This is a genomic window from Steroidobacter sp. (assembly GCF_036406195.1).
GTDB lineage: Bacteria > Pseudomonadota > Gammaproteobacteria > Steroidobacterales > Steroidobacteraceae > Steroidobacter.
Genome location: NZ_DASWVW010000027.1, coordinates 464,670 through 483,968 on the forward strand (window position 1 = coordinate 464,670; position 19,299 = coordinate 483,968).

At 63.2% G+C, this 19,299-nt stretch carries 16 protein-coding genes; 8 read left to right on the forward strand and 8 right to left on the reverse strand.

Annotated features, from left to right (window positions below; genetic code table 11):
- Window positions 1–110: 110 nt before the first annotated feature.
- Window positions 111–1,298 (reverse strand): ATP-grasp domain-containing protein, encoded by a 1,188-nt coding sequence (locus VGE08_RS13600; RefSeq protein ID WP_331068436.1) that lies wholly within the window; start codon window positions 1,296–1,298, stop codon window positions 111–113.
- A 138-nt stretch (window positions 1,299–1,436) separates the two neighbouring features.
- Between VGE08_RS13600 and VGE08_RS13605 the strand changes: the two genes are divergently transcribed.
- Genes VGE08_RS13605 through VGE08_RS13625 form a run of 5 tightly spaced genes read left to right on the forward strand, consistent with a single transcriptional unit; the run spans window position 1,437 to window position 7,419 of the window.
- A complete protein-coding gene (locus VGE08_RS13605) occupies window positions 1,437–1,958 on the forward strand; it encodes a hypothetical protein (protein WP_331068437.1) in 522 nt (173 codons plus the stop codon).
- A 20-nt stretch (window positions 1,959–1,978) separates the two neighbouring features.
- Window positions 1,979–2,827 carry a polysaccharide deacetylase family protein gene (locus tag VGE08_RS13610; RefSeq protein WP_331068438.1) on the forward strand — a complete coding sequence of 283 codons (849 nt, stop codon included), beginning with the start codon at window positions 1,979–1,981 and terminating at the stop codon, window positions 2,825–2,827.
- A 50-nt stretch (window positions 2,828–2,877) separates the two neighbouring features.
- Complete coding sequence (asnB, locus tag VGE08_RS13615; protein ID WP_331068439.1) at window positions 2,878–4,878, forward strand: asparagine synthase (glutamine-hydrolyzing); 2,001 nt, start codon at window positions 2,878–2,880, stop codon at window positions 4,876–4,878.
- Window positions 4,871–6,076, forward strand: a complete 1,206-nt coding sequence (locus VGE08_RS13620; RefSeq protein ID WP_331068440.1) for a glycosyltransferase — start codon at window positions 4,871–4,873, stop codon at window positions 6,074–6,076. The genes asnB and VGE08_RS13620 overlap by 8 nt, the downstream gene beginning before the upstream one ends.
- Window positions 6,073–7,419, forward strand: coding sequence for an O-antigen ligase family protein (locus VGE08_RS13625; protein ID WP_331068441.1), 1,347 nt, complete (start codon window positions 6,073–6,075; stop codon window positions 7,417–7,419). The genes VGE08_RS13620 and VGE08_RS13625 overlap by 4 nt, the downstream gene beginning before the upstream one ends.
- Here VGE08_RS13625 and VGE08_RS13630 read toward each other — a convergent pair.
- Window positions 7,333–8,466 carry a glycosyltransferase family 4 protein gene (locus tag VGE08_RS13630; protein WP_331068442.1) on the reverse strand — a complete coding sequence of 378 codons (1,134 nt, stop codon included), beginning with the start codon at window positions 8,464–8,466 and terminating at the stop codon, window positions 7,333–7,335. The two genes, VGE08_RS13625 and VGE08_RS13630, sit on opposite strands and share 87 nt — an antisense overlap.
- Window positions 8,467–8,753: 287 nt before the next feature.
- On the opposite strand from VGE08_RS13630, the gene VGE08_RS13635 reads away from it, so the two are divergent.
- The 3 genes from VGE08_RS13635 (at window position 8,754) to VGE08_RS13645 (ending at window position 12,714) form a co-directional block, all read left to right on the forward strand.
- Window positions 8,754–10,040, forward strand: a complete 1,287-nt coding sequence (locus VGE08_RS13635; protein WP_331068443.1) for a right-handed parallel beta-helix repeat-containing protein — start codon at window positions 8,754–8,756, stop codon at window positions 10,038–10,040.
- A gap of 156 nt (window positions 10,041–10,196) precedes the next feature.
- Window positions 10,197–11,201 carry a glycosyltransferase family 32 protein gene (locus tag VGE08_RS13640; RefSeq protein ID WP_331068444.1) on the forward strand — a complete coding sequence of 335 codons (1,005 nt, stop codon included), beginning with the start codon at window positions 10,197–10,199 and terminating at the stop codon, window positions 11,199–11,201.
- A 40-nt stretch (window positions 11,202–11,241) separates the two neighbouring features.
- Window positions 11,242–12,714, forward strand: a complete 1,473-nt coding sequence (locus VGE08_RS13645) for a lipopolysaccharide biosynthesis protein (protein ID WP_331068445.1) — start codon at window positions 11,242–11,244, stop codon at window positions 12,712–12,714.
- Here VGE08_RS13645 and VGE08_RS13650 read toward each other — a convergent pair.
- The 6 genes from VGE08_RS13650 to VGE08_RS13675 form a co-directional block, all read right to left on the reverse strand.
- Window positions 12,671–13,816, reverse strand: a complete 1,146-nt coding sequence (locus VGE08_RS13650; protein ID WP_331068446.1) for a glycosyltransferase family 4 protein — start codon at window positions 13,814–13,816, stop codon at window positions 12,671–12,673. The genes VGE08_RS13645 and VGE08_RS13650 overlap by 44 nt on opposite strands.
- Before the next feature lie 11 nt (window positions 13,817–13,827).
- Window positions 13,828–14,820 (reverse strand): glycosyltransferase, encoded by a 993-nt coding sequence (locus VGE08_RS13655; RefSeq protein ID WP_331068447.1) that lies wholly within the window; start codon window positions 14,818–14,820, stop codon window positions 13,828–13,830.
- Window positions 14,817–16,193: a glycosyltransferase gene (locus tag VGE08_RS13660; RefSeq protein WP_331068448.1), complete on the reverse strand. Its 1,377-nt coding sequence runs from the start codon at window positions 16,191–16,193 to the stop codon at window positions 14,817–14,819. The genes VGE08_RS13655 and VGE08_RS13660 overlap by 4 nt, the downstream gene beginning before the upstream one ends.
- Before the next feature lie 32 nt (window positions 16,194–16,225).
- On the reverse strand, window positions 16,226–17,551 hold the full coding sequence (locus tag VGE08_RS13665; protein WP_331068449.1) for a glycosyltransferase family 87 protein: 1,326 nt from the start codon (window positions 17,549–17,551) through the stop codon (window positions 16,226–16,228).
- Window positions 17,535–18,752 carry a glycosyltransferase 87 family protein gene (locus tag VGE08_RS13670; RefSeq protein WP_331068450.1) on the reverse strand — a complete coding sequence of 406 codons (1,218 nt, stop codon included), beginning with the start codon at window positions 18,750–18,752 and terminating at the stop codon, window positions 17,535–17,537. Before VGE08_RS13670 ends, VGE08_RS13665 begins: the two co-directional genes overlap by 17 nt.
- Window positions 18,753–18,912: 160 nt before the next feature.
- Complete coding sequence (locus tag VGE08_RS13675) at window positions 18,913–19,284, reverse strand: SMR family transporter (protein ID WP_331068451.1); 372 nt, start codon at window positions 19,282–19,284, stop codon at window positions 18,913–18,915.
- Window positions 19,285–19,299 lie beyond the last annotated feature (15 nt).

Sequence of the window (19,299 nt, forward strand, 5' to 3'; positions counted from 1 at the left end):
TGGCTTGCGTTCCGGCTCGATTGGTGAGGTCCGCATTGTGAGTATCCTGAGGTCGGTCCGTCTGCGAGGGCCATCGCAATCAGCCCATCGCTATCAGTGCAGGGTGGGCGTCAATGACGGCCCAGAATCTGGCCCACATACTGCCGTAACGCAAAGGCGGCGGGCGCCGGGTCGCTCGGGCGGGCGAATTCATAGCGCAGGCCCGGTTGCCACGGCAACGCAAAGCGGCCGATGGCCTTCAGCTTGTCGCCGAGCGTCGGTGTGTGTTCACGACTCTTCAGGCTGAGGTACAGGTTGTCGAGGTCGCCCAACCACCAGCGCAAGCGCCGGCCGACGGCGTATTCCTTCGGTACCGCGAGCGGCAAGCCCGCCGCGAGCTGATAGACATAGTCGGGAAACCGGGCTCCGCAATCGACCGCGAGTTGCAACGAGCCCCAGAAGCGTGCGTTCACCTCGATGAGCCAGGGCTGCCCGGCAGCGTCGACCTTCAGCTCGACCATGGCCACGCCGTGCCACTGCAATGGTTCCAGCAGACTGCGGGCAATCGAGATGCTGTCGGCGGTCACGGGCGCGCTTTCGCAAACGACGCTGACCCCGCCGCTGGGCGGCTTCTCGCGGATGCGCCGGTGGGCGAAGAAGAACAGCGGTTTGCCGTGGTCGTAGATCGCGAAGATGCCGGCGCCAAAGCCGCTAACGTGTTCCTGCAGCAGCAGCTCGTCCGAGTCGTCGAGCAGTTGCGTGCGGATCATATGTTCCAGCGCCCGGGCGTCGTGCGCATAGCTCACGGGACGCTTGATGACGCCCGCAGCGAGGCGCAGCGCCGACAGGCGGGGTTTGACCACCACGGGAAACCGCAGGCTCTGCACATCGAGCTGCGCTACGTTGGCGCGAGAGACAATCGAGGTCTGCGGCGCCCGGACGCCGGCGTTGCGCGCCAAGTTATATAACGCGAATTTGTCGCTGGCCGTTTCATAGGCAGACAGGCTCGGCAGCGCCGTGCGTAGGGAACCCATGGCTGGCGCGGCTCGCAGCACGAGCGGCACGGTGATATCCGTCATGGGCATCACGACGGCACCTGGAAATCGTCGATCCAGCCCGGCGAGCCACTGCGCGAATGCATCTGGCTGGTCCGATGGGTCGGGACAGACCAGGGAGGCACCACAGAACCTGGAGGAGGCTGCGAGCGAGCGGGGCCGGGCCTCAGCCACGATGACCGGGATACCGAGTCGTCCCAGCGACCTGACAGTGGCCAGTGCCGAACGCTGGTTGCCGTCGAGCACGATCGCAGCAGGACGCATGGGGCTATCGACGGCTGCCGCTGTGTTGGTCAATTGAGATCCGGGTCACACCGCCACCCGCGGCGGAGCCAAAAAAATAGTGCTGGCCGGCGCCCCAATCTATAATCGCAAGCCATTCCGCAGTCGTAATCAGAGATCATGCTGAGCGTTCGCAAGAGAGTGTATCCACTGGTCGAACGCGCCTTTGCTACGAGTTCCTTGTGCGCGGATATTACACGCCCCTGGGGCGCACCCGGAAGGCTGGTATTCGTCTGCACTGGTAATATCTGCCGCAGCCCGTACGCCGAGTTCGTGGCGCGCGCGCGTGGTCTGAATGCGATCTCCTGCGGTACGCATACGACGGCCGACCTGCCTGCGGACGCGGTAGCCATTGCCGAGGCTGCGCGCCGGGGTGTGGACCTGCAACCGCACCGGACCAGCCGCTGGCAGGACGTGCAACTCAATAACAACGACATCGTGATTGCGACCCAGCTGCGTCATTTTTTTTCCGTGTTACCGCGGGCGCGTGAGGCCAACTGCCGTGTGGCCCTGATGAGCTCGTTGCTGCTGCCCCAGTTCAACGTGGTCTGGGATCCTTACGGGCGCGAGCCGCAGGCTTATGTGCATGCGTTCGAGCTCATCGATCGGGCGGTCGGAAAGATCGCCCAGCTCGTCACCTGACACGTGGCGAACTGCCAGCCATGAAGAATCTGCGCACGACGCTCGTCAAACTCATCAAGGATATTCTTGGCCGCCTGCTGGTGGTGACCGGCTCGCATCGGCGCGCGCTGCAGGGCAGGGCGGTGGTGGTCGCTTTCCACTCGATCACTGCGGAGCGCTCGCAGAGCGCCCTGCGTTGCAGTGTGCGGGATTTCGATCGCTATTGCGGATTCTTCGCACGCCACCTGCGGACGGCGACGTTGACCGACGTGATCGGCAGCTTGACCGAGCGCCGCACCTTGCGTGGGGAATGCAGTATCACGTTCGACGATGGCTATGCCGACAACGCCGAGCTCGCGCTGCCGGTGTTGAGCCACTGGCGGCTGCCGGCGACGTTTTTCGTGACCACGGGATTCATCGACTCGCAGACACAGACGCCGTGGGATGTCCGCGCCAACGTGCGCAGTCGCTGGATGACCTGGCAGCAGGTCGAGCAGCTTTCCGCGGCGGGCCACGACATCGGCGTGCATACAGTGACCCATGCCGATCTTGGTCAGATCTCTCACGACGAGGCGGAGAGCGAGCTGCGCCGCTGCCGTGATGAGCTGGATGCGCGGCTCGGCGCTGTGCCGCGCCACTTCGCCATTCCTTTCGGCCGCGCTTTCGACTCGATGGACGAGGTCGCTGGAATTGCGCAGCGCCTCGGTTTTCTCAGCATGTCGTTGTGCCGCGGCGGGATCGTGGACAGCTCGGCGCGGGCGATGTATGTGGAGCGCTGGCCGATCGATCCGACTCAGTACTTCTCGCCGTATGGCTGGCTGTTTGATGTCGTCCGTGAAACGCGTGCGTCGGGTGCCGCCCGACCCAACCGCCCTAGCCATTATGATTAGTGATCTAATGGCCGCCTGCGGCCCGGTCGTCGCGAGCCTGCAAGGACATCATGTGCGGGATTAGTGGAATTGTCGCCCTGACAGCTGCGGCGCGCGGCCGGCTCGCGCTGGCGCAGACTGCGGCGACGATCAGTGGCGCGCTGTTGCATCGAGGGCCGGATGCAAGCGGACTGTGGAGCGACCCACAGGGCTGGGTCGCATTCGCGCACCGACGCCTCGCCATCGTCGATCTGTCGCCGCGCGGAGAGCAGCCGATGCGACGCGCCGGCGGTCATCAGGTCATCTGCTTCAACGGCGAGATTTACAACTTTCGTTCGATCCGCGCCGAGCTGGAAGCGGCGGGTATCGAATTCCAGTCCGGCTCGGATACCGAGGTCATCCTTGCAGCCACGCAGGCGTGGGGCATCGAAGCTGCCCTGCAACGCATGGACGGTGCCTTCGTGTTCGCCTTGTGGGATGAGCGCGAGCGCGTGTTGCACCTGGCTCGGGATCGCGCAGGAGAGAAGCCGTTATTGGGGGCAGTGGCGCGTGGTCACTTCCTGTTTGCGTCCGAGCTGCGAGCGTTGCTCGGAACGGGTCTCGTATCTTCCTCGCTCGATGCCGAAGCGGTGCGCGGCTATCTCGAGTTCGGCTACGTGCCCGAGCCGCTCTCGCTCGTTCAAGGTGTATTCAAGCTGCCGGCGGGCTGTTACACCACGATCCGGACGAGCGAGGCGGACTCGACCGCGGCGAGCGCACGCACACTCATGATCGAGCGAGCGCGCCGTTACTGGCGCCTGCCCGAATCTGTCGCCGCGAGCGCAGGTCCCGCCACGAGCATCGAGGATGCCGTGCAACGCACCGATGACATTCTCGCCACCGCCGTGCGCGAGCAGCTCGACTGCGATGTCCCGGTGGGCGTGTTCTTGTCCGGCGGCATCGACTCGGCACTGGTTGCTTCCAAAGTACGTGATGTCGCCTCGCGGCGCGTCGATGCATTCACCGTCAAGTTCGGCGAAGAAGGGTTTGACGAGTCCGATCACGCGCGCCAGATCGCGCAGCATCTCGGGCTTGCTCATCACGTGCTCGAGATTCCGCCGCAGGAGCTCATGAACAGCATTGCCACGGAAGCTGCGCTGACCGATGAGCCCACGGCCAATGCGTCGTATTTTCCGGTGCTGGCGATGTCACGTCTGGCGCGGCAGCACGTCACGGTAGTGCTGTCGGGCGACGGTGGCGATGAAGTCTTCGCCGGCTACAACCGCTACCGCCAGCTGCTGACCTTGTTCAAGTACCGGCGCTCGGGGCTTTCAAGAAACATTGCGGCGGGCGTGCTGCAGGCAAGTACGGTTCTCGCCGGGATGTTCGGTCGTTTCGAGCGGGCGCTGCTCTCCGACATGCCTCAGGCGCAGCTGGCTACCGTGCTGTCGCGTGCAGCAAGATTCTTCGGCCCGGCGCAGGCCGGCGATGCGTATCGAGCCACCATGCAGTTGCTCGACGATGGCGAGCTTGCTGCATTGGGATTGAAAGCCCGCAGGATAGAGGGCGAGCCGTGGCGCGCCGCTGCGGGGCCGTTGCGTGCAATGCTGGCCGAGGATTTTTTCAACTACCTGCCCGGTGACAATCTGGCCAAAGTCGATCGTGCATCGATGCGAGCAAGTCTCGAAGCACGCCTGCCGCTGCTCGACCGTGAGCTGATCGAGTTCGCTTGCACGCAGCCGGACGATCATTTGATCCGCGGCGGCCAGTCGAAATTCCTGCTGCGTGAAGTGCTGGCGCGGCACATCCCGCGCGAATTGTTCGAACGGCCGAAGATGGGTTTTACCGTGCCCGTAGAGGCTTGGTTGCGCGGCCCGTTGCGCGATTGGTCGAGAAGCTTGCTGCTCGATCGCGATGCCTGTCTCGATGCCGGGCTCGAGCCGCAAGGCGTGGCTGCAATGCTGAGTCGGTTCGATGCAAGTCCTGCCGTGAACGCGCGTCGGATCTGGGGTGTTGCGATGCTGCTTGCCTGGCAGCGCGGAGTTCGATCCGGGCCAGCAGTCATGGCAACCAGACAACTCGAGAATGCATGACTCTCCGCGCAGCCGCGTCGTCGTGCATGTCTGCTCCGGAGATCTGTGGGGCGGGGCAGAGGCGATGGTGCGAGATTTGATCGTCGCACAGGCGAGAGAAGGTTCTTTCGCGCCGCATTGCGCGGTCCTCAATGATGGCCACCTGGCGCAAGCGTTGCGCGACGCTGGAATTCCCGTGTTACAGCTCGATGAAGCGCGCAGCGGTTTTGGCGATTTGCTGCGGCAACTCGTAGCTTATTGTCGGGTGACGCGTCCGATGGTGATTCATTCACATCGCGTCAAAGAACACATGCTGGGCGGACTGACTCGGGTGGCGCTCGCCTGCAAAGGAATCTCCTGCACGGCTGTAGGCACGGTACATGGTCGGCCCGAGATCTTGCGCAGCGGGCGTAAGCTCCGTGATGCGCTGGTACGTGGCGCCGAACGATTCGCGCTTGCGCTGCTCCTGCGACGCGTGGCGCTCGTATCTCGCGATCTGCAGAGCTCTGCGGCTCGAGATCTGTGGCCGGCCCGTTGCACTGTGGTTCACAATGGCCTCGATGCCGATCGTGTGAAGAGGGAAGCCTCACGCGATCGGGATTCAATGCGGCTGCAGCGTCCGGCGAACGAGATTCGGCTGGTGGCCGCGGGTCGCCTGGTGCCGGTCAAGCGCTTCGATCGGCTTGCGGACATTGCTACGGAGTTGCACCGGGTGAGCGGACATTCCGTGCGGATTCTGCTGCTCGGCGACGGCCCGCTGGCCGATACACTGCGGAGCCAGTTTGCAATGCTGCCTGCAGGCGTGAGTATCGAGATGCGCGGCTTTGTCCAGAATGTTCCTACTCTGGTCGCCGAAAGCGATGGTTTGTTGATGCCCTCCGATCATGAGGGCTTGCCGGTTGCCGCGCTGGAGGCGGCCGCGCTGGGTGTTCCCATTTTTGCCTTCGCGGTTGGCGGGCTTCCGGAAGTGATCGAGAACGGCGCCGAGGGCTTTCTGGCGCCCGCGGGCGACTGTGAGGCACTTGGCCGCGGCATCGCCGGGCATTTGTTACGTCGTGCGCAAACCGGCAACGAGGCGCGGGGGCTGCCCCGTGACGAGCAGGAAAGGGGCGAGCAGGAATGGTACTTCTCGATCGATGCCTGCCGCCGGCGCTATCAGGCCCTGTATGAGGAGGCGCTGGGAGCCGGTGTCGGGCATGGGGCGATGACATCCCGATGACAGCGACGACGGCTCCTGCAGCAGTGAAGGCTCGTGATCGGCTTGCGGAAAGCAAGCTGAACACGCTGTTCTTTGCGACCGCTGCGTTCATGATCGTGGTGATGATGCGGCCTCAGGACATCGTTCCGGTGCTCGGCCTCATCCGCCCGGGGGTGCTGACGACCGGGTTCCTGTTCTACGCCGTGCTGCGTTACGGTTATGACAACATCCCGCACAAGAACGATCCGCTGGTGCGGTGTTTTCTCTGGTTCCTCGGCTCGCTGGTCTTCGGTCTGATCGTTGTGGTCAATCACAACTCATGGTTCTGGACCGTGTTCGCGGTCGTGAGCTACATCTGTGCCTACGTCATCGCGTTGCCGATCCTGCTGACATCGGACAAGTACCGCAACCGAATTTTCGCGATCTTCCTGTTGAGCTTCGGAGTGGGTGCCATTTTCAGCCTGACGCATGGCGGCAGGGGACCGGGCGACTGGCAGGGCGACGAGAACGACATGGCCGGTGCGTTGGGCCTGGGTTTCTGCATCGCACTATCGTATTGGCTGGCGCCGGGCCGCCGGCCGTTCAAATGGCTGGCCTGGGCGGTTGCCGGCGTGTGCGCGCTCGGCATCGTGGTGGCCGGTTCGCGCGGCGGCATGCTGGGATTCATCGCTGGCGGGCTGGGAATCGCCTACTTCTCCGGCAAGCTGTTCCGCAGCCTGCTCATCGCCACGGTGCTGGCGGTCGTTGCCATTCCATTCCTGCCGGAGGAAACCAAGTCCGATTTCATGTCGATCAACAACAAGGACGACACGACGCGCCAGGAGCGCATCTACAGCTGGCAGAAGGGCTGGGAGATGTTCCTGCGCAGCCCACTGCTGGGAGTGGGGCCGAACAATTATCCGTGGCGTATCGGCGAGATGCAGAACCTCAATCCGGAGTTCGGCCAGCCCGACTACTGGCGGCCGCTCGCCGGCCGTGTGGCGCACTCGTCCTACGTCACGGTGTTGGCGGAGACCGGCTTAACAGGCACCATTCCCTACGCGCTGATAATCGTGATCATGCTCGCACGCTGCCGGCGTGCGATTTACCACGACAAGAACATTACGGATTGGCAGCGCTTCGCGGCCTTTGCGGCGGGCTCGGGCTGGCTTGCCTACGGCACATCGGCAATTTTCATCTCGCAGACCTACGCACCGCCGATTTTCATGATGGCCGGCCTTGCCATCAGTTTGGGTTACGTGGCTCCTTCCAAGCCTACGCGCAAAGGGGCCAGGCCCTCAGCTGCGCGGTCCGTGCGCAGCGAGCACGGCGCCGACGAGGGAGGAGACATGCCCAAGGTAGCTGGCCGCACCAAACTCCGTTAGGGCGCGTGTTCGCGCGGTGTCGCCGAGACGGCGGCGCAGGGATTCGTCCCGCATGATCGAGCGCAGTGCCGTCGCGAGTGCCTCGACGTTTCCAGCCTCGAACAAGAGCCCATCGCTGTCGTGATTCACGACCGTATAAGTGCCATCGACCTTCGAGACGATGCGCGGTTTGGCCGCCGCCGCCGCCTCGATCAATACCCGGCCCATCGCTTCCGAACGTGAGGCGAGCACCAGCGCGGCACAGCGCGAGATCCAGGTTGCCAGCTCCGCATTCGGCATCGGCTTCATTACCACGACGTTCGGCGGGTTGACCGGGATGTGGTCCTGCAGCTCGTGCCCGATCAGCACCAGTTTCCAGTCGGGGAATTCGCCGCCGACTCGGGCGAATGCCTCGAGCAGCAGATCCACCCCTTTGCGCCGGTATGGAAAGCCCACGTGCAATAGAAAACGTTCCTCCGGGCCGGGCGCGAAGCGATCGAGCGGCACCGCGTCGAAATATTGACGGACGACACAGGACGGGTTCGTGCTGGCGAACCCCTGCAGTTGCTCCTTGAACAGCAGGCGCACGCCGTGCGCGCGCCCGATGACGAAGCGGCCGATGAGTCGCGACAGGGCGGGCTTGAAGGTACGAGCAAAGAAGCCGAACGAATCGGCATAGTTGTCCGGATTGGCGAAGGCGCCGTTGACCTCGACGATCAGCGGCCAGCCGAGGGCGCGGCTGATGAGGTGGCCCATCAGGCCGTTCAAGAACGGGTCGTAGGTGATCACGACCTTCGGGCCGCTCACCTCGCGGTCCACGATTCGGGCACGAGCGAGGAGCTTGCGGAAATAGTGATATTTGAACGCAAGACGGCTGCCGCCGTCCTCCTCGAGGACCACGTTGGCCTGAAAGCGGCCGATGGTTTTTGAGGCATTGAATGAGCCATCGACCCACAACTCCCCCGCGAAGCCCTCAGACAAGGTCTGAATCTGATATGCGACGTAATCGTCCAGCCCGTAAACCGGGCCATTTTTGAGGATGAAGAGATAAGGCGAAGGATTAGGCATGACTGATCTGCTTACTGGGCAGGCGCCGCGGCCGGCGCCCAGGGGTGTTTGTTTTCTGGGATTTCAGCGACTGTGTCACAGTTTTGCGATGGGTCGGCTTGATGGATTTCACAGCTTCGCCGCGCCCGTGGCAGTAAAACGCGTCGTTGCTGCGCGACTGTGTCGCAGATTACGCACGATTGGCAAAGGCTGCGCGTGTGTGCTGGACTTGCACCATCAACGAGCCGCGCTGCCACGGGCTCGGTGCATGTTTTTCCGGATCAGACATAGCCGCTGGATACCCAAATATGCGAATTCCTAGAATACTTCTTTTCTTCTTGCTCTTCGTCGGCGCAGCTCACGCGGCGGACATCTACGTCTCTCCGAGCGGCTCGGACTCCAACGCCGGCTCCAGCTCGGCACCCAAGAAAACGATCCAGGCGGGCGTCAACCTCGCCAAGCCCGGAGACCGGGTCATCGTGCGTGCCGGCACGTACAAGGAGCCGAACCGCACCGGCAGCGAAAGTTATTATGGCATCCACATCGAGCGCTCCGGCACGCAGTCGGCGCCGATCACGATCATGTCGGAGACCAAGGGTGCCGCCATCATCGACCAGGATCTGCAGGCGGCCGGCTTCGTGCTGTGGACGGTCTCGGACGTGAAGATCACCGGCTTCACCATCCGTGACTGCAAATGGGGTGGGGTGTACATGACCCATCACCAGACCAAGCAGCGCATCGTGGTCGACAACAACACCATCACCAACTGTGACGGCGACGAAGGCTCGAACGTCGGCGGCGTCTACATGTCCTCCTGCACCGGCTGCACCATCTCGAACAACACCATTTCCGACATCAAGGTGGGCGGCCGCCAATACCAGAACGGCGCCGGCATCCATGGCTACGACCAGGAGCGCAGCATCATCGAGGGCAACACGATCTCCAAAGCCTCGAACGGCATCTATCACAAGAAGTCCAGCGGCGAGAAAGGTCTCATCATCCGCCGCAACGTGATCCGCGACGTGACCCAGGGTATCTGGTATTCGATCTCCGCGGCCGGCAATCCTCCGCACATCGACCAGGAAGTCTACGAGAACGTGATCTCGGCGAGCGATAACTGCATTCGCGGCAGCAGCAATGAAACGTCGAGCCCGAGCCGCGGCCTGACCGTGCGCAACAACGTGCTCACCAACTGCTGGGCTGGCGTGATCACCTCGGGGTTCGAAAACATCGTCGTCCAGAACAACATCTTCTACAACGTGGATGATGCCATCGTCACGCAGTACGGCGAATGGCGTTCGGAGCTCGTCAAGGAAGACCACAACCTGTTCTATCCGGAAGTCTCGTTCCGTCTGCAGCAGTATGCCTCGGAGCAGCGCCTGTCGAGCCTGTCCAGCTGGAAGTCCTATACCGGCTTCGGCCAGAGCGACCTGACCGGCGATCCGCAGTTCGTGGCGCCGAGCAGCTTCGACTTCACGTTGAAGTCCAGCTCGCCGGCCAAGAATGCCGGCAGCGACGGACGCGACATCGGAGCGTACCCGGGCGGTGGCACTTCGGTCGTCCGCCCCATGCCTCCGGTCATTAGCGTACAATAGCGGCAACCGAGCAGCGCTCGACCAAAAGTCGGGCTCGACCAAAAGTGGGCCTCTAAATGGGCTCCCGTCGGACAGGCAAGGCCAGCCTGTCGGGCGGGAGCCTCTGCCGTCTACTGCAACCCTGGCCGTCGATTCCAAGAACAACAGCCGCCCCCCATGACAAGCAATTCGCTGCATGAAACCTATGCGCGCCGGATCTCGCGCATCCGGCGTGGGCTCAAGGCGGGATCGTCCTATTCGATGCTCTACCAGGTTGCCCTCAGCAAGCTGCTGGGCCACCTGCCGCACGCCGTGCGCGACCCGGCTGCTGCCGCATCCCCCGAGGCCGAAACCGGCTCAGCCAGGGCGCCACGAGCCGTGCCGAGCTGCGTGGCTTCGGCCGGTGTCATTCCGCCCGTCATTTTCCAGACCTGGAAGACGCGCAACCAACTGCCGACGAACTATCGCTACTGGAGCGCGACGTTCCGCAAGCACAACCCGCATTACGAACACATCCTCTGGGACGATGGTGACAACCGGGAATTCATCTCGGAGGAGTTTCCGTGGTTCCTGTCCTACTACGACAGCTATCCCCGCGAGATCTTCCGCGCCGACATCGTGAGATTGTTCTTTCTGTTCCGTTTCGGCGGACTGTATTCCGACCTGGACACCGAATGTCTGCAGCCGCTCGATCCGGTGCTGACCGGCAAGCAGGTGGTCCTGGGGCGCATGGGCGACGATCCGCAGTTCGCGCATTCGGTGCCGAACGCGATGATGGCTTCGGCTCCCCGGCAACTGTTCTGGCTGCTGGCGATCGCCATGGCGATCGAGCGAATCCGGGAGTGCGGCGATACCAATGCCATGCGCGGCCGCGGGCCGGAGGACCTGACCGGGCCGATTCTGGTCAAGGATGCCTACGACTACTACACTGCCGCGGGTGAGGCGGCCGTACGCGCCCGGGCTGCTTGGGTATTGGAGCAGGTGCAGGACCCGGCGAGCGTGGTGGCGGATAGTATCACTCTGCTGGAGCCCTCGGCTTGGTATCCGCTGGATTGGAACAACGCCGTTCACGACCTGTTCCGGCGCGAGATGCTCTCCAAGCGATTCATCCCCAGCCCCGAGCTCGCCCGACGGCTGTTCCCGAAATCCTTCCTGGTGACGTACTGGACGCATTCGTGGTGAGTGCCATTACTTCGCTAGCCGACACAGGGCGCGTGCCGCGATGGTGACGAATCTGGCGGACCGTGTGATGCACGGTCTGCGCTGGGCAACCTTCGTGCGTCTGGTCACGCAGATCATGGCGTGGTCGGTCACCATCGTCGTGATGCGCTTGCTGACCCCGGAAGACTACGGCCTGGTCTCGCTCACCGGCATCTTCGTCATGTATGCCGGCGTGATTTCCGAGCTCGGTCTCGGCGCGGCCCTGGTGCAGTCGCGGTTGAACTCAGAGACCGTGCTACGCAGCGCCTTCGGCGCCGTGCTGCTGCTGAGCCTGGCGTGCTGTGCGGCGCTGATCGCTTCGGCGGGATGGATCGCCGAATTCTTCGGCGAGCCGACGCTGCGACCGATGGTGCAGTTCACGGCACTGCAGTTCCCCATCTCCATTCTCGGCACGATTCCTCATGCGTTGCTTTCACAACGGCTGCAGTTCCGCGAGATTTCGCTGGCGGGGCTGATCTCCGCGATGGCGCAGTCCGGCGTGACGCTGCTCCTCGCCTGGCTCTATCCAGGACCTTGGGCGCTGCTGATCGGCACGCTCGTCGCCACCATCGTTCGTATCGCCGTTTTGAACGTGTACAGTCCGATCACGTTCCCGCCCAGCTTCAAGTTCGAGCCGCTGCGCCCGATCATGCGCGTCGCCGTGTTCATCTTCGGCGAGCGCAGCCTGTGGTACTGGTACGGCCAGTTCGACAGCTTCATCATCGGCAAGCGCCTCGGCGCGCACGATCTGGGTGCGTTCTCCACGGCGAAGCTGCTGGCCAGCCTGCCGCTCGACAAGGCCATGGAAGTCATCAACCAGGTGTCGTTCCCGGCCTTCTCGGCCATCAACGATGACATCGAGCGGGTGCGTGCCAGCTATGGCAAGGCGCTCAGGATCACCGCGATCTATGCGTTCCCGATTTTCTGGGGCCTGGCCGCGGTCGCCCCGGATGTGATGTATCTGCTGCTCGGCGAGAAATGGCTGTCGGCTGGGTTGCCGGCGGCGATTCTGTCGCTCGCGATGCCGGCGCGCATGCTGACTTCCATCGGCTCGCCGGTGCTGCTCGCGCTCGGTCGCAGCGATGTCTCGATGCGCTTGCTGGTGCAGACCTTCATCATCGTCGGTGCGGGATTGCTCATCGGCAGCCGCTGGGGCCTGCTCGGTGTCAGCATCGGTTGGGCGGTCGCGATACCGGTGGCGTCCATCTGGGCGACCCTGATCGCACTGCGCATCATGAACATGCCGCTGCGGGAGTATCTGAAGCACGTGCGCGGCGCGGCGATTGCGGCGGCAGCCATGATGCTGCTGATCGAGTTCGGCATCGAGCCGTTGCTTGCTTCGGCGCCGACAGTCGTGCGCGTTGCTGCACAGGTCGCCGCCGGCGTGGCTGCTTACTGGGTTGCCTTGTCGATACTGGATCGCGACGGCCGCGATGAAACCTTGGGCATGGTCAAGCGAGTGCTTGGCCGGGGTGATCCGGCTGCGGCGAGCTGACGGAAGCCGCGGCGAGGATTTCGCTCAAGCTTCTGTCCAGCGCAGCGGTCGTGAGGTTCTCGCGCGCATACGCGAGCGCGCGAGGCCGGGCTGCCGCAAGATCGTCAATTCCCATCACGGCCGCGGCGATCTGTTCCGGGCTCGCGTGCAGCGGCAATGTCCAGCCGGCGTTGCTTTCGCCGATCAGCTCCTGGATTCCGGGCAGGCCGGTGGCCAGGAATGGGGTCGCCTGCGCCAGCGCTTCGCACAGCACGTTCGGATAGATGTCGTAAGACGTTGGCAGCACCAGCAGGTCGTGCTCGCGATACACCGAACCCATCTGTTCCGGCCCCTGGATGCCGCGCAGCCAACGTGCGTTCGAGGGCAGGGCGAGGGATCCGATGGTGGCGTCGTTGGAGACGATCGTCAGCTCGCACGTGGCAGCGAGCTGATTGCCCATCGCCTGCAACAGTCGATCACCACCCTTACGAAGAAAATCGTTTCCAACGAACAGCAGGCGCCGTCGTTGGCGGGCCGGCACGACGGTAGCGCTCATATCGGCAATAGCAACTTGCGGTGCGCGCATCACATGGCAGGCTTTCGGTTGCACGCGATAGGTGTCGGTCAGCGAGTCGCGACAGAAATTCGAGATCGGCAGCCAGTGCCAGACCTTGGCCGCAAAGCGCGCGAATTGTGCGTGCTGTAACTGCGCCAGCGGATACTTGAGCGTTCGGCGCAGGAGCGGCTCGCCGGTTTGCCCGTGCAGCCGCCATACCAGTCCGGGCGTTGCATCGAGCGCCACGACCAGCCGCGAGTCGCGAAAGCGTCGCTGTGCGGCGAGCGCAAGCTCATAGCCATTGACGATCACGACGTCGGGGGATGGGCCGGCAATGTCAGCCAGCTTCCGGCTCGTCACATGCGCGGTTTCCAGTGTCGAGAAGCGTCGGATCAAGCCGGGGGCGCGATAGGTCCGATAGTCCTCGTTCATCAGCCATATCTCATTCTCGAGCGTGCGGCCGAGTCGTTGCAGCGATTCGAGCAGTCGGGTGCTGATGGTGCGGTTGCCCAGCACGGCGGACAGTACGACCGCGATCTTGATTCCGCCGTTTGTATCAGTGCTCACTGGATGGACCTCTACGAGTGGAGGCGTTCGATGAGCTGGCTTGCGGTCGCTTGCCAGCGTGCCTGGTAGGTGAGGCGGTAGTCGGCAGCTGCACTGCGCAGCTCCGCGGCTTGTGCGATCGCCTGGTCCATGCATCCAGCGATGGCTGCAGCATCGTTCCGTGTGAACAGTGCGGCCGGCCCGAACACCTCGCGTCCTGCCGGATCGTCTGTCAGCAGCAATGGAACGCCGAGAGACAGCGCTTCGTAAGCGCCGCAGACCAGACAGTGCGGCATCATCGACAGGTCGACTACGACTGTCGACCGGGCCAGCAACTGCCAGTACTCGGGTTCTGGCAGAAAGCCTGTGAAGCGCAGGTTCGTCGGCAGCTCTCCGAGACGGCTGCGGCCGCGACGCTCGTTGCCCGTCAAAGCAAATTGCGCCTTGGTCTGCATCAGTTTGGAGGCTGCCACCACTGCTTCGAGCGGCTCGTCAGGCGCATAGGTGCAGATCACGGTGAGCAGCGGCAAAGCCCTGTCTGTTTCATGCGTGCCATCGATCTTCGCCGGCACTGGCAGCGGATCGGGCAGCACGAAGGGTGTTCCGCCGTTGGCGCGGATGATATCTGCCAGCGCTTCGTTCGTTACGATGATGAGATCGGCGCGCCGGTGCAACCAGCGAGTCAGTCGTCGCATACGGGCATTGTCGTGAATGAACGGCTCGACTGCCTCGTTATGCGCATCGATGGCCAGCTTGAAGCGCAGCACTCTGGACAGCAACACGGCCAGCACGGCGAGCACGATGGAAGGGCATTGAACCACGATCCAGCTGGCCCGCAGCCTGGCGATCGTGAGTGCCGTTCTGGGCAGCAGTGCCAGGTAGCGCAACAGGCCGCGGCGCTCGCTCGTGAGTACGATGAGCTCCAGATTCATCTCACGCGCGAGGCCCTCGGAGCGACGGTGGTGCTCCCAGGTGATGAACGGTACGCGCTGCGAATTGGCGTCGGTCGCTCTCGAGAATGTCATGCGGCTGTATGCTCAAACGCGAGCAGCCTTTCGAGATGCTCGTTGGCGCGGCGCCGCCCGAGATTCGCCAGATACGAGTCGTCTATGGTTGGCGTCGTATCGCCATCGACCCATTGCGCGTACAGACGGCAAATGGCTGTCTCGATCTCGGCGATATCGGAATCCACGCGCAGCACCTGCGCAGAATTGCCCGCGACAATGGCCGATTCGCTGTCGGCCTCGGTGAACAGCAGCACGTGGCGGCGTGAGGCAATCTGTTCGAAGAGCTTTGCCGGGACCGAGTCGTGCTGCTTCTGTGCGAAGTTGATCAGCACGTTGGCTTCGCGGATCAGCTCGGCGACTTGTGACGAGGGGACGGGATCGCGCAGCGAGACGATCTCATCCAGCTGCCGCTCGCGCAGCCACTGCCGCAGGTCGAGGTTCTCCCAATAGTTGCAGTCGCCGACGAACTGAACGCGAATGCGTTGCGGGTCGATGCGACCGCTTTTGCGCAGATTCAACAGCGCCTCGAAGAACGGCAGCGGGTTGCGATTGAGGTAGATCGTTCCGGCGTAGAGCATGGTGAGCCGGCCCGAGTACTGCGGCGGCTCCATCAGCATGTTGTCCTCGTAGCCGTTGCGAATCGTGACGATCTTGGTCGCATGCTTCGGATAGCGCTGTTGCAGTTGCTGGGTCAGACGCTGCGAGGTCGTGACTACGTGCGCGGCTAGCCTGATGCACAAGCGCTCGAGCACGGCGTCCACGTTGCGGCGGAATCCTTTGTAGTCGCGCGGAAGTACGGCACTCCAGTTCAGCCACGGATCGCGCAAGTCGATGATGAGCGGTATCCGGCGCAGACGCGCCACCAATGCTGCGCCGGCAAGCGGCGAGAACGGAGGGCCGGAGGCAAAAATCACCGCAGGGCGATGTGTCTTGCTGAGAGCCGACAGCCGCCGCGCAGCGTGCAGGCTCCAGCGCTTGTATCTGTCCACGCAAACGGTGACGCGGAAGTAATGGAATCGCGCCCATTCAATCAGTCTGGCGACCGTCGATGGCGGCGCTGGAGCGGCGCCCTCGGTGCTCTGGCTGGCGGCCTGTGCCGGCTCAGGAGCCTGCTCCGCGGGTTTGCGTCGTCGCAGGAGCCGCAGCACGGAGCGACTGAGAGGGTCGGGGAGCTCGATATCATGCCGCTGGACGCCCGGGGCGAGTTCACCGCCGGAGCGGGGAAATGGGCCGGCCTGGGCGATCAGGTCCACCTGCCATCCCCGCTCGCAAAGATGACGAGCGAGCTCCGACATGCGTCGCGAGCCGATCGCCGGGTCCGGATATGCGTGCACTCCAATCAGTAACGCGGCCTTCCGTTGCGCGGGCAGGAGTTCAGAGGGGGAGGTCAATACACAGGCTCCATGCTGGATCGTCGAAAGCTTCAGGTCTTCGCGGGCAGAACGTCCACGCTGGCCGCCGCTCCGGGTTCGTACGAACGGCTCGTGACCAACGTCCGGCGAACCAGGATGCCGACCAGCAGGCAGGCGCCGGCGAACACCAGACTGGCCGGCTGCAACAGCACCTGCCAGCCTTCCGCCTCACGCAGGGCCGGGAAGCGCCCACCCGTCAGGAGGAAGGATATCGCGAGCAGGACGACAGACGGAGCCGTCCGCCGTCGATCGTGACAGACGTCTCTCAGCACGATCAGGTAAACCGGCAGCAGAATGCCGTAATGATGGATCCAGGCGATCGGCGAGGCGACCACGAAGCAGGTCGCCGCCAGGCAAAACACCAGCAGCTCGTTCGCCGCGCGATGCACCCGCCACAGGACCAGGAACGGGATGGCGAGAAAGCCGATCATGGCGATCCTGGTGAGAATCGCCACGACCGGGTGAAAAGGCGGCAGTGCGGATTGCAGGATGCCCATGGTGGCGACATCTTCGAAGCTCGAGCCATTGCCCAGCACGCGATGCGCGATGCCGTTGACCGAGGCATTGAGATGATAGGCCTCGCCGCGTTCGGAGAGAAACTGCAGCACCTTCAGGTAGGACACATGGCTGTCCCAGCCGTAGCGCCACAGGGACAGCAGCCCGACGGCAGCCGCGCATGCCAGAAAGCCGAGCACGAAATTGCCTCGCTTCAAAGCAGCCTGCGTCAGCAGCAGCGGGCCGAACTGCGGCTTGATGGTCGTCGCCAGGCCCAGCAGGACGCCGGATGAGCGTTCGCGGCCGGAAACCAGCAGCAGGCAGGAGGCGCTGAAGAGCAGATTCAGGAACACTTGGATCTGGCCGATCGCATAACCGAGCACGATCGGTTCGTACATCACCGCCAGCAGCAGCGCAGCGCTGCGCACCGTCTGCACCTGCGCGGAGGACAACCAGCCCGTCGCCAGGCGACCCGCCAGCAATGCGATCACCACGGCGTTCAGGCCGTAGGCGATGAAGTTGATCGAATTTAGAACGAGGTTGCTGTCGAGGCCGGCCGCATGCAGCGGCTCGATGAACAGCAGGCTGCTAGGCGGATACTGGAACTTGATGCCGTTTTCGAAGAACACCACTTGGAACAGATTGCCGGCATCGTGGCTGTCCAGGAAGTCCAGCGCCGCGCGCATCGCTCCCCAGGAATCCGTGCCCAACCCATGAAGTGCCGCGAGCCTCTTTGCAAGCACGGCTACGAACAGTGCCAGCAATAACCAGCGCAGTACGCGGGAATCCAGCAGGCGCGCGACCACGCCCGGCAATCGAACGGGGCTAGATACGCTTGTCATGCGGCACGGACTTCGCGAGCCAATCAATGGTGAAATAGAGCAGGCAGCAAGCGGCGATCCATGGCACATACGACTGCAGCCACGGGAGGAAGCTGCCGAAGCCCGGCACATAGGAGTCGGCAGGCGGCAGGAACAGCAGCAGAATGAGAGCTGGCACGACCGGCCCGCATGCAACCCGGCGCAGTGCGAACAGCGCCGGTATCAGCAGGATCATGTATGTGTAGTCCTTGACGCGTGGCATCGTCAGTACGTAAAGCAGACAGCCGATGTAGATGAGCCAGCGCGGATCCATGCTGGCGATTCTGGTCGCATATTTGCGCAACGCCCACAGCAGCACGATGGCGAGCCCTGTGACGAAGATCAGAAACGCAGCATCGGCGAGCCATGGAGGTGTGGCGACGCCGGACTTGCTGACGACGTCGACGATGTCTCGCAGCAAGGCGAGAGTGGACGGGTTGATCTCGCCGCGTTCGTCCAGGTTCGGGTTCACGGCGCCGAACGACTCCAGGTAGTGGCTCATCATTTGCGGCATCAACAGAAAGTTGAGCGAGAACACACCTGCGAAGATTCCGCCACCAGCCAGCAGAGGTTTCCAGCCGCGTGCCGGCCCTACGAATGGCAAGAGGCCCAGAAATACCACCGGCATGAGCTTGAACTGCGCGACGAGCGCGATGATGGCCGCGGCACTGTACGAGCGGCCCTTCACGATGAGGTAGAACGCGGTCCACAACCCAAGCTGCTCGAGGATGGCGATGTTGCCCGCGGTCATGTCGCGCAGGATCGCCGCGTTAAAACCGAACGTGAGAAACGCGAGTACCAGTACCGAGGAATCCAGCGGCTCGAAGTGCCGATGCCACAAGCGGAGCAACAGGGCGAGTGCCAGCAGCTTGAACGAGAACCAGCAAAGATAGGCAATCTCGAACGGCAGCGCGCTGAAGGGGCGGAACGCATGCAGCGCGATTGGTGGATACAGGTACGAGAGGTGCTCCGGGATGGCCAGCTGCGCCATCTTGTCGTACGGATTGCTGCCACTGTCCAGCGCCGCCGGGGCGGCGTGAAATACCCGAAAATCCCATTGGTAATCGCCGCTCGCGGTGGCGATCCGGCCCAGGCACAGCGCCACGACCAGCCACAGGACCGCGACTGCGATCCGACCCGGCCGCGTCGAGGGCGAGATGTAGGGGACGGGATACTGTGTCATACAGCGTGTTGTTTGGTGTGCTGCTGCAGCCAGACCGAATCAACGCCAGACCGAAGCAAAGCGTGTCGAAAGTCTTGACAACATTCAGCGCCTACCCATTCAAGAGTACGGTAATCGTTCAATCGTTATAACGAACCAGTTCTCAACAGTCGTTGATCTGTCACGAGCGAGCCACTAGCCAGACGCCCACGCACACCAGCAGGGTGCCCGCGATACGGGTGGTGGTGACCGGCTCGTGAAACAGCAGTGCTCCGGCGAGCATCGTGAGGATGAAGCCGAGGCCGACGAATGGATAGGCGACCGAAAGGTCGAGGCGCGCCAGCACGAACAACCAGAGCAGCGCACTGCCCGCATAGAGGGCGAAACCGGCGATGATCGCCGGGCTCGTGACAATGGGCAGCAGGGTCTGCATCCAGCGTGCGGAGCTGGAAGCGGCCACCGCGTGTTGAACCGCGGCCTGGGACATGCCCCATTTGAACGCCATCTGCGCCAGCGCTGACAATGCAACGCTGACGATCGCCAGGGCCAGCATTCTGAGGTTCATGGC

What these genes read in the sequence shown, in the direction of transcription:
- VGE08_RS13600 (WP_331068436.1), bottom strand. Translation starts at nt 1,298, where the DNA reads ATGCGTCCTGCTGCGATCGTGCTCGACGGCAACCAGCGTTCGGCACTG.
- VGE08_RS13605 (WP_331068437.1), top strand. Translation starts at nt 1,437, where the DNA reads ATGCTGAGCGTTCGCAAGAGAGTGTATCCACTGGTCGAACGCGCCTTT.
- VGE08_RS13610 (WP_331068438.1), top strand. Translation starts at nt 1,979, where the DNA reads ATGAAGAATCTGCGCACGACGCTCGTCAAACTCATCAAGGATATTCTT.
- asnB (WP_331068439.1), top strand. Translation starts at nt 2,878, where the DNA reads ATGTGCGGGATTAGTGGAATTGTCGCCCTGACAGCTGCGGCGCGCGGC.
- VGE08_RS13620 (WP_331068440.1), top strand. Translation starts at nt 4,871, where the DNA reads ATGCATGACTCTCCGCGCAGCCGCGTCGTCGTGCATGTCTGCTCCGGA.
- VGE08_RS13625 (WP_331068441.1), top strand. Translation starts at nt 6,073, where the DNA reads ATGACAGCGACGACGGCTCCTGCAGCAGTGAAGGCTCGTGATCGGCTT.
- VGE08_RS13630 (WP_331068442.1), bottom strand. Translation starts at nt 8,466, where the DNA reads ATGCCTAATCCTTCGCCTTATCTCTTCATCCTCAAAAATGGCCCGGTT.
- VGE08_RS13635 (WP_331068443.1), top strand. Translation starts at nt 8,754, where the DNA reads ATGCGAATTCCTAGAATACTTCTTTTCTTCTTGCTCTTCGTCGGCGCA.
- VGE08_RS13640 (WP_331068444.1), top strand. Translation starts at nt 10,197, where the DNA reads ATGACAAGCAATTCGCTGCATGAAACCTATGCGCGCCGGATCTCGCGC.
- VGE08_RS13645 (WP_331068445.1), top strand. Translation starts at nt 11,242, where the DNA reads ATGGTGACGAATCTGGCGGACCGTGTGATGCACGGTCTGCGCTGGGCA.
- VGE08_RS13655 (WP_331068447.1), bottom strand. Translation starts at nt 14,820, where the DNA reads ATGACATTCTCGAGAGCGACCGACGCCAATTCGCAGCGCGTACCGTTC.
- VGE08_RS13665 (WP_331068449.1), bottom strand. Translation starts at nt 17,551, where the DNA reads ATGACAAGCGTATCTAGCCCCGTTCGATTGCCGGGCGTGGTCGCGCGC.
- VGE08_RS13670 (WP_331068450.1), bottom strand. Translation starts at nt 18,752, where the DNA reads ATGACACAGTATCCCGTCCCCTACATCTCGCCCTCGACGCGGCCGGGT.
- VGE08_RS13675 (WP_331068451.1), bottom strand. Translation starts at nt 19,284, where the DNA reads ATGCTGGCCCTGGCGATCGTCAGCGTTGCATTGTCAGCGCTGGCGCAG.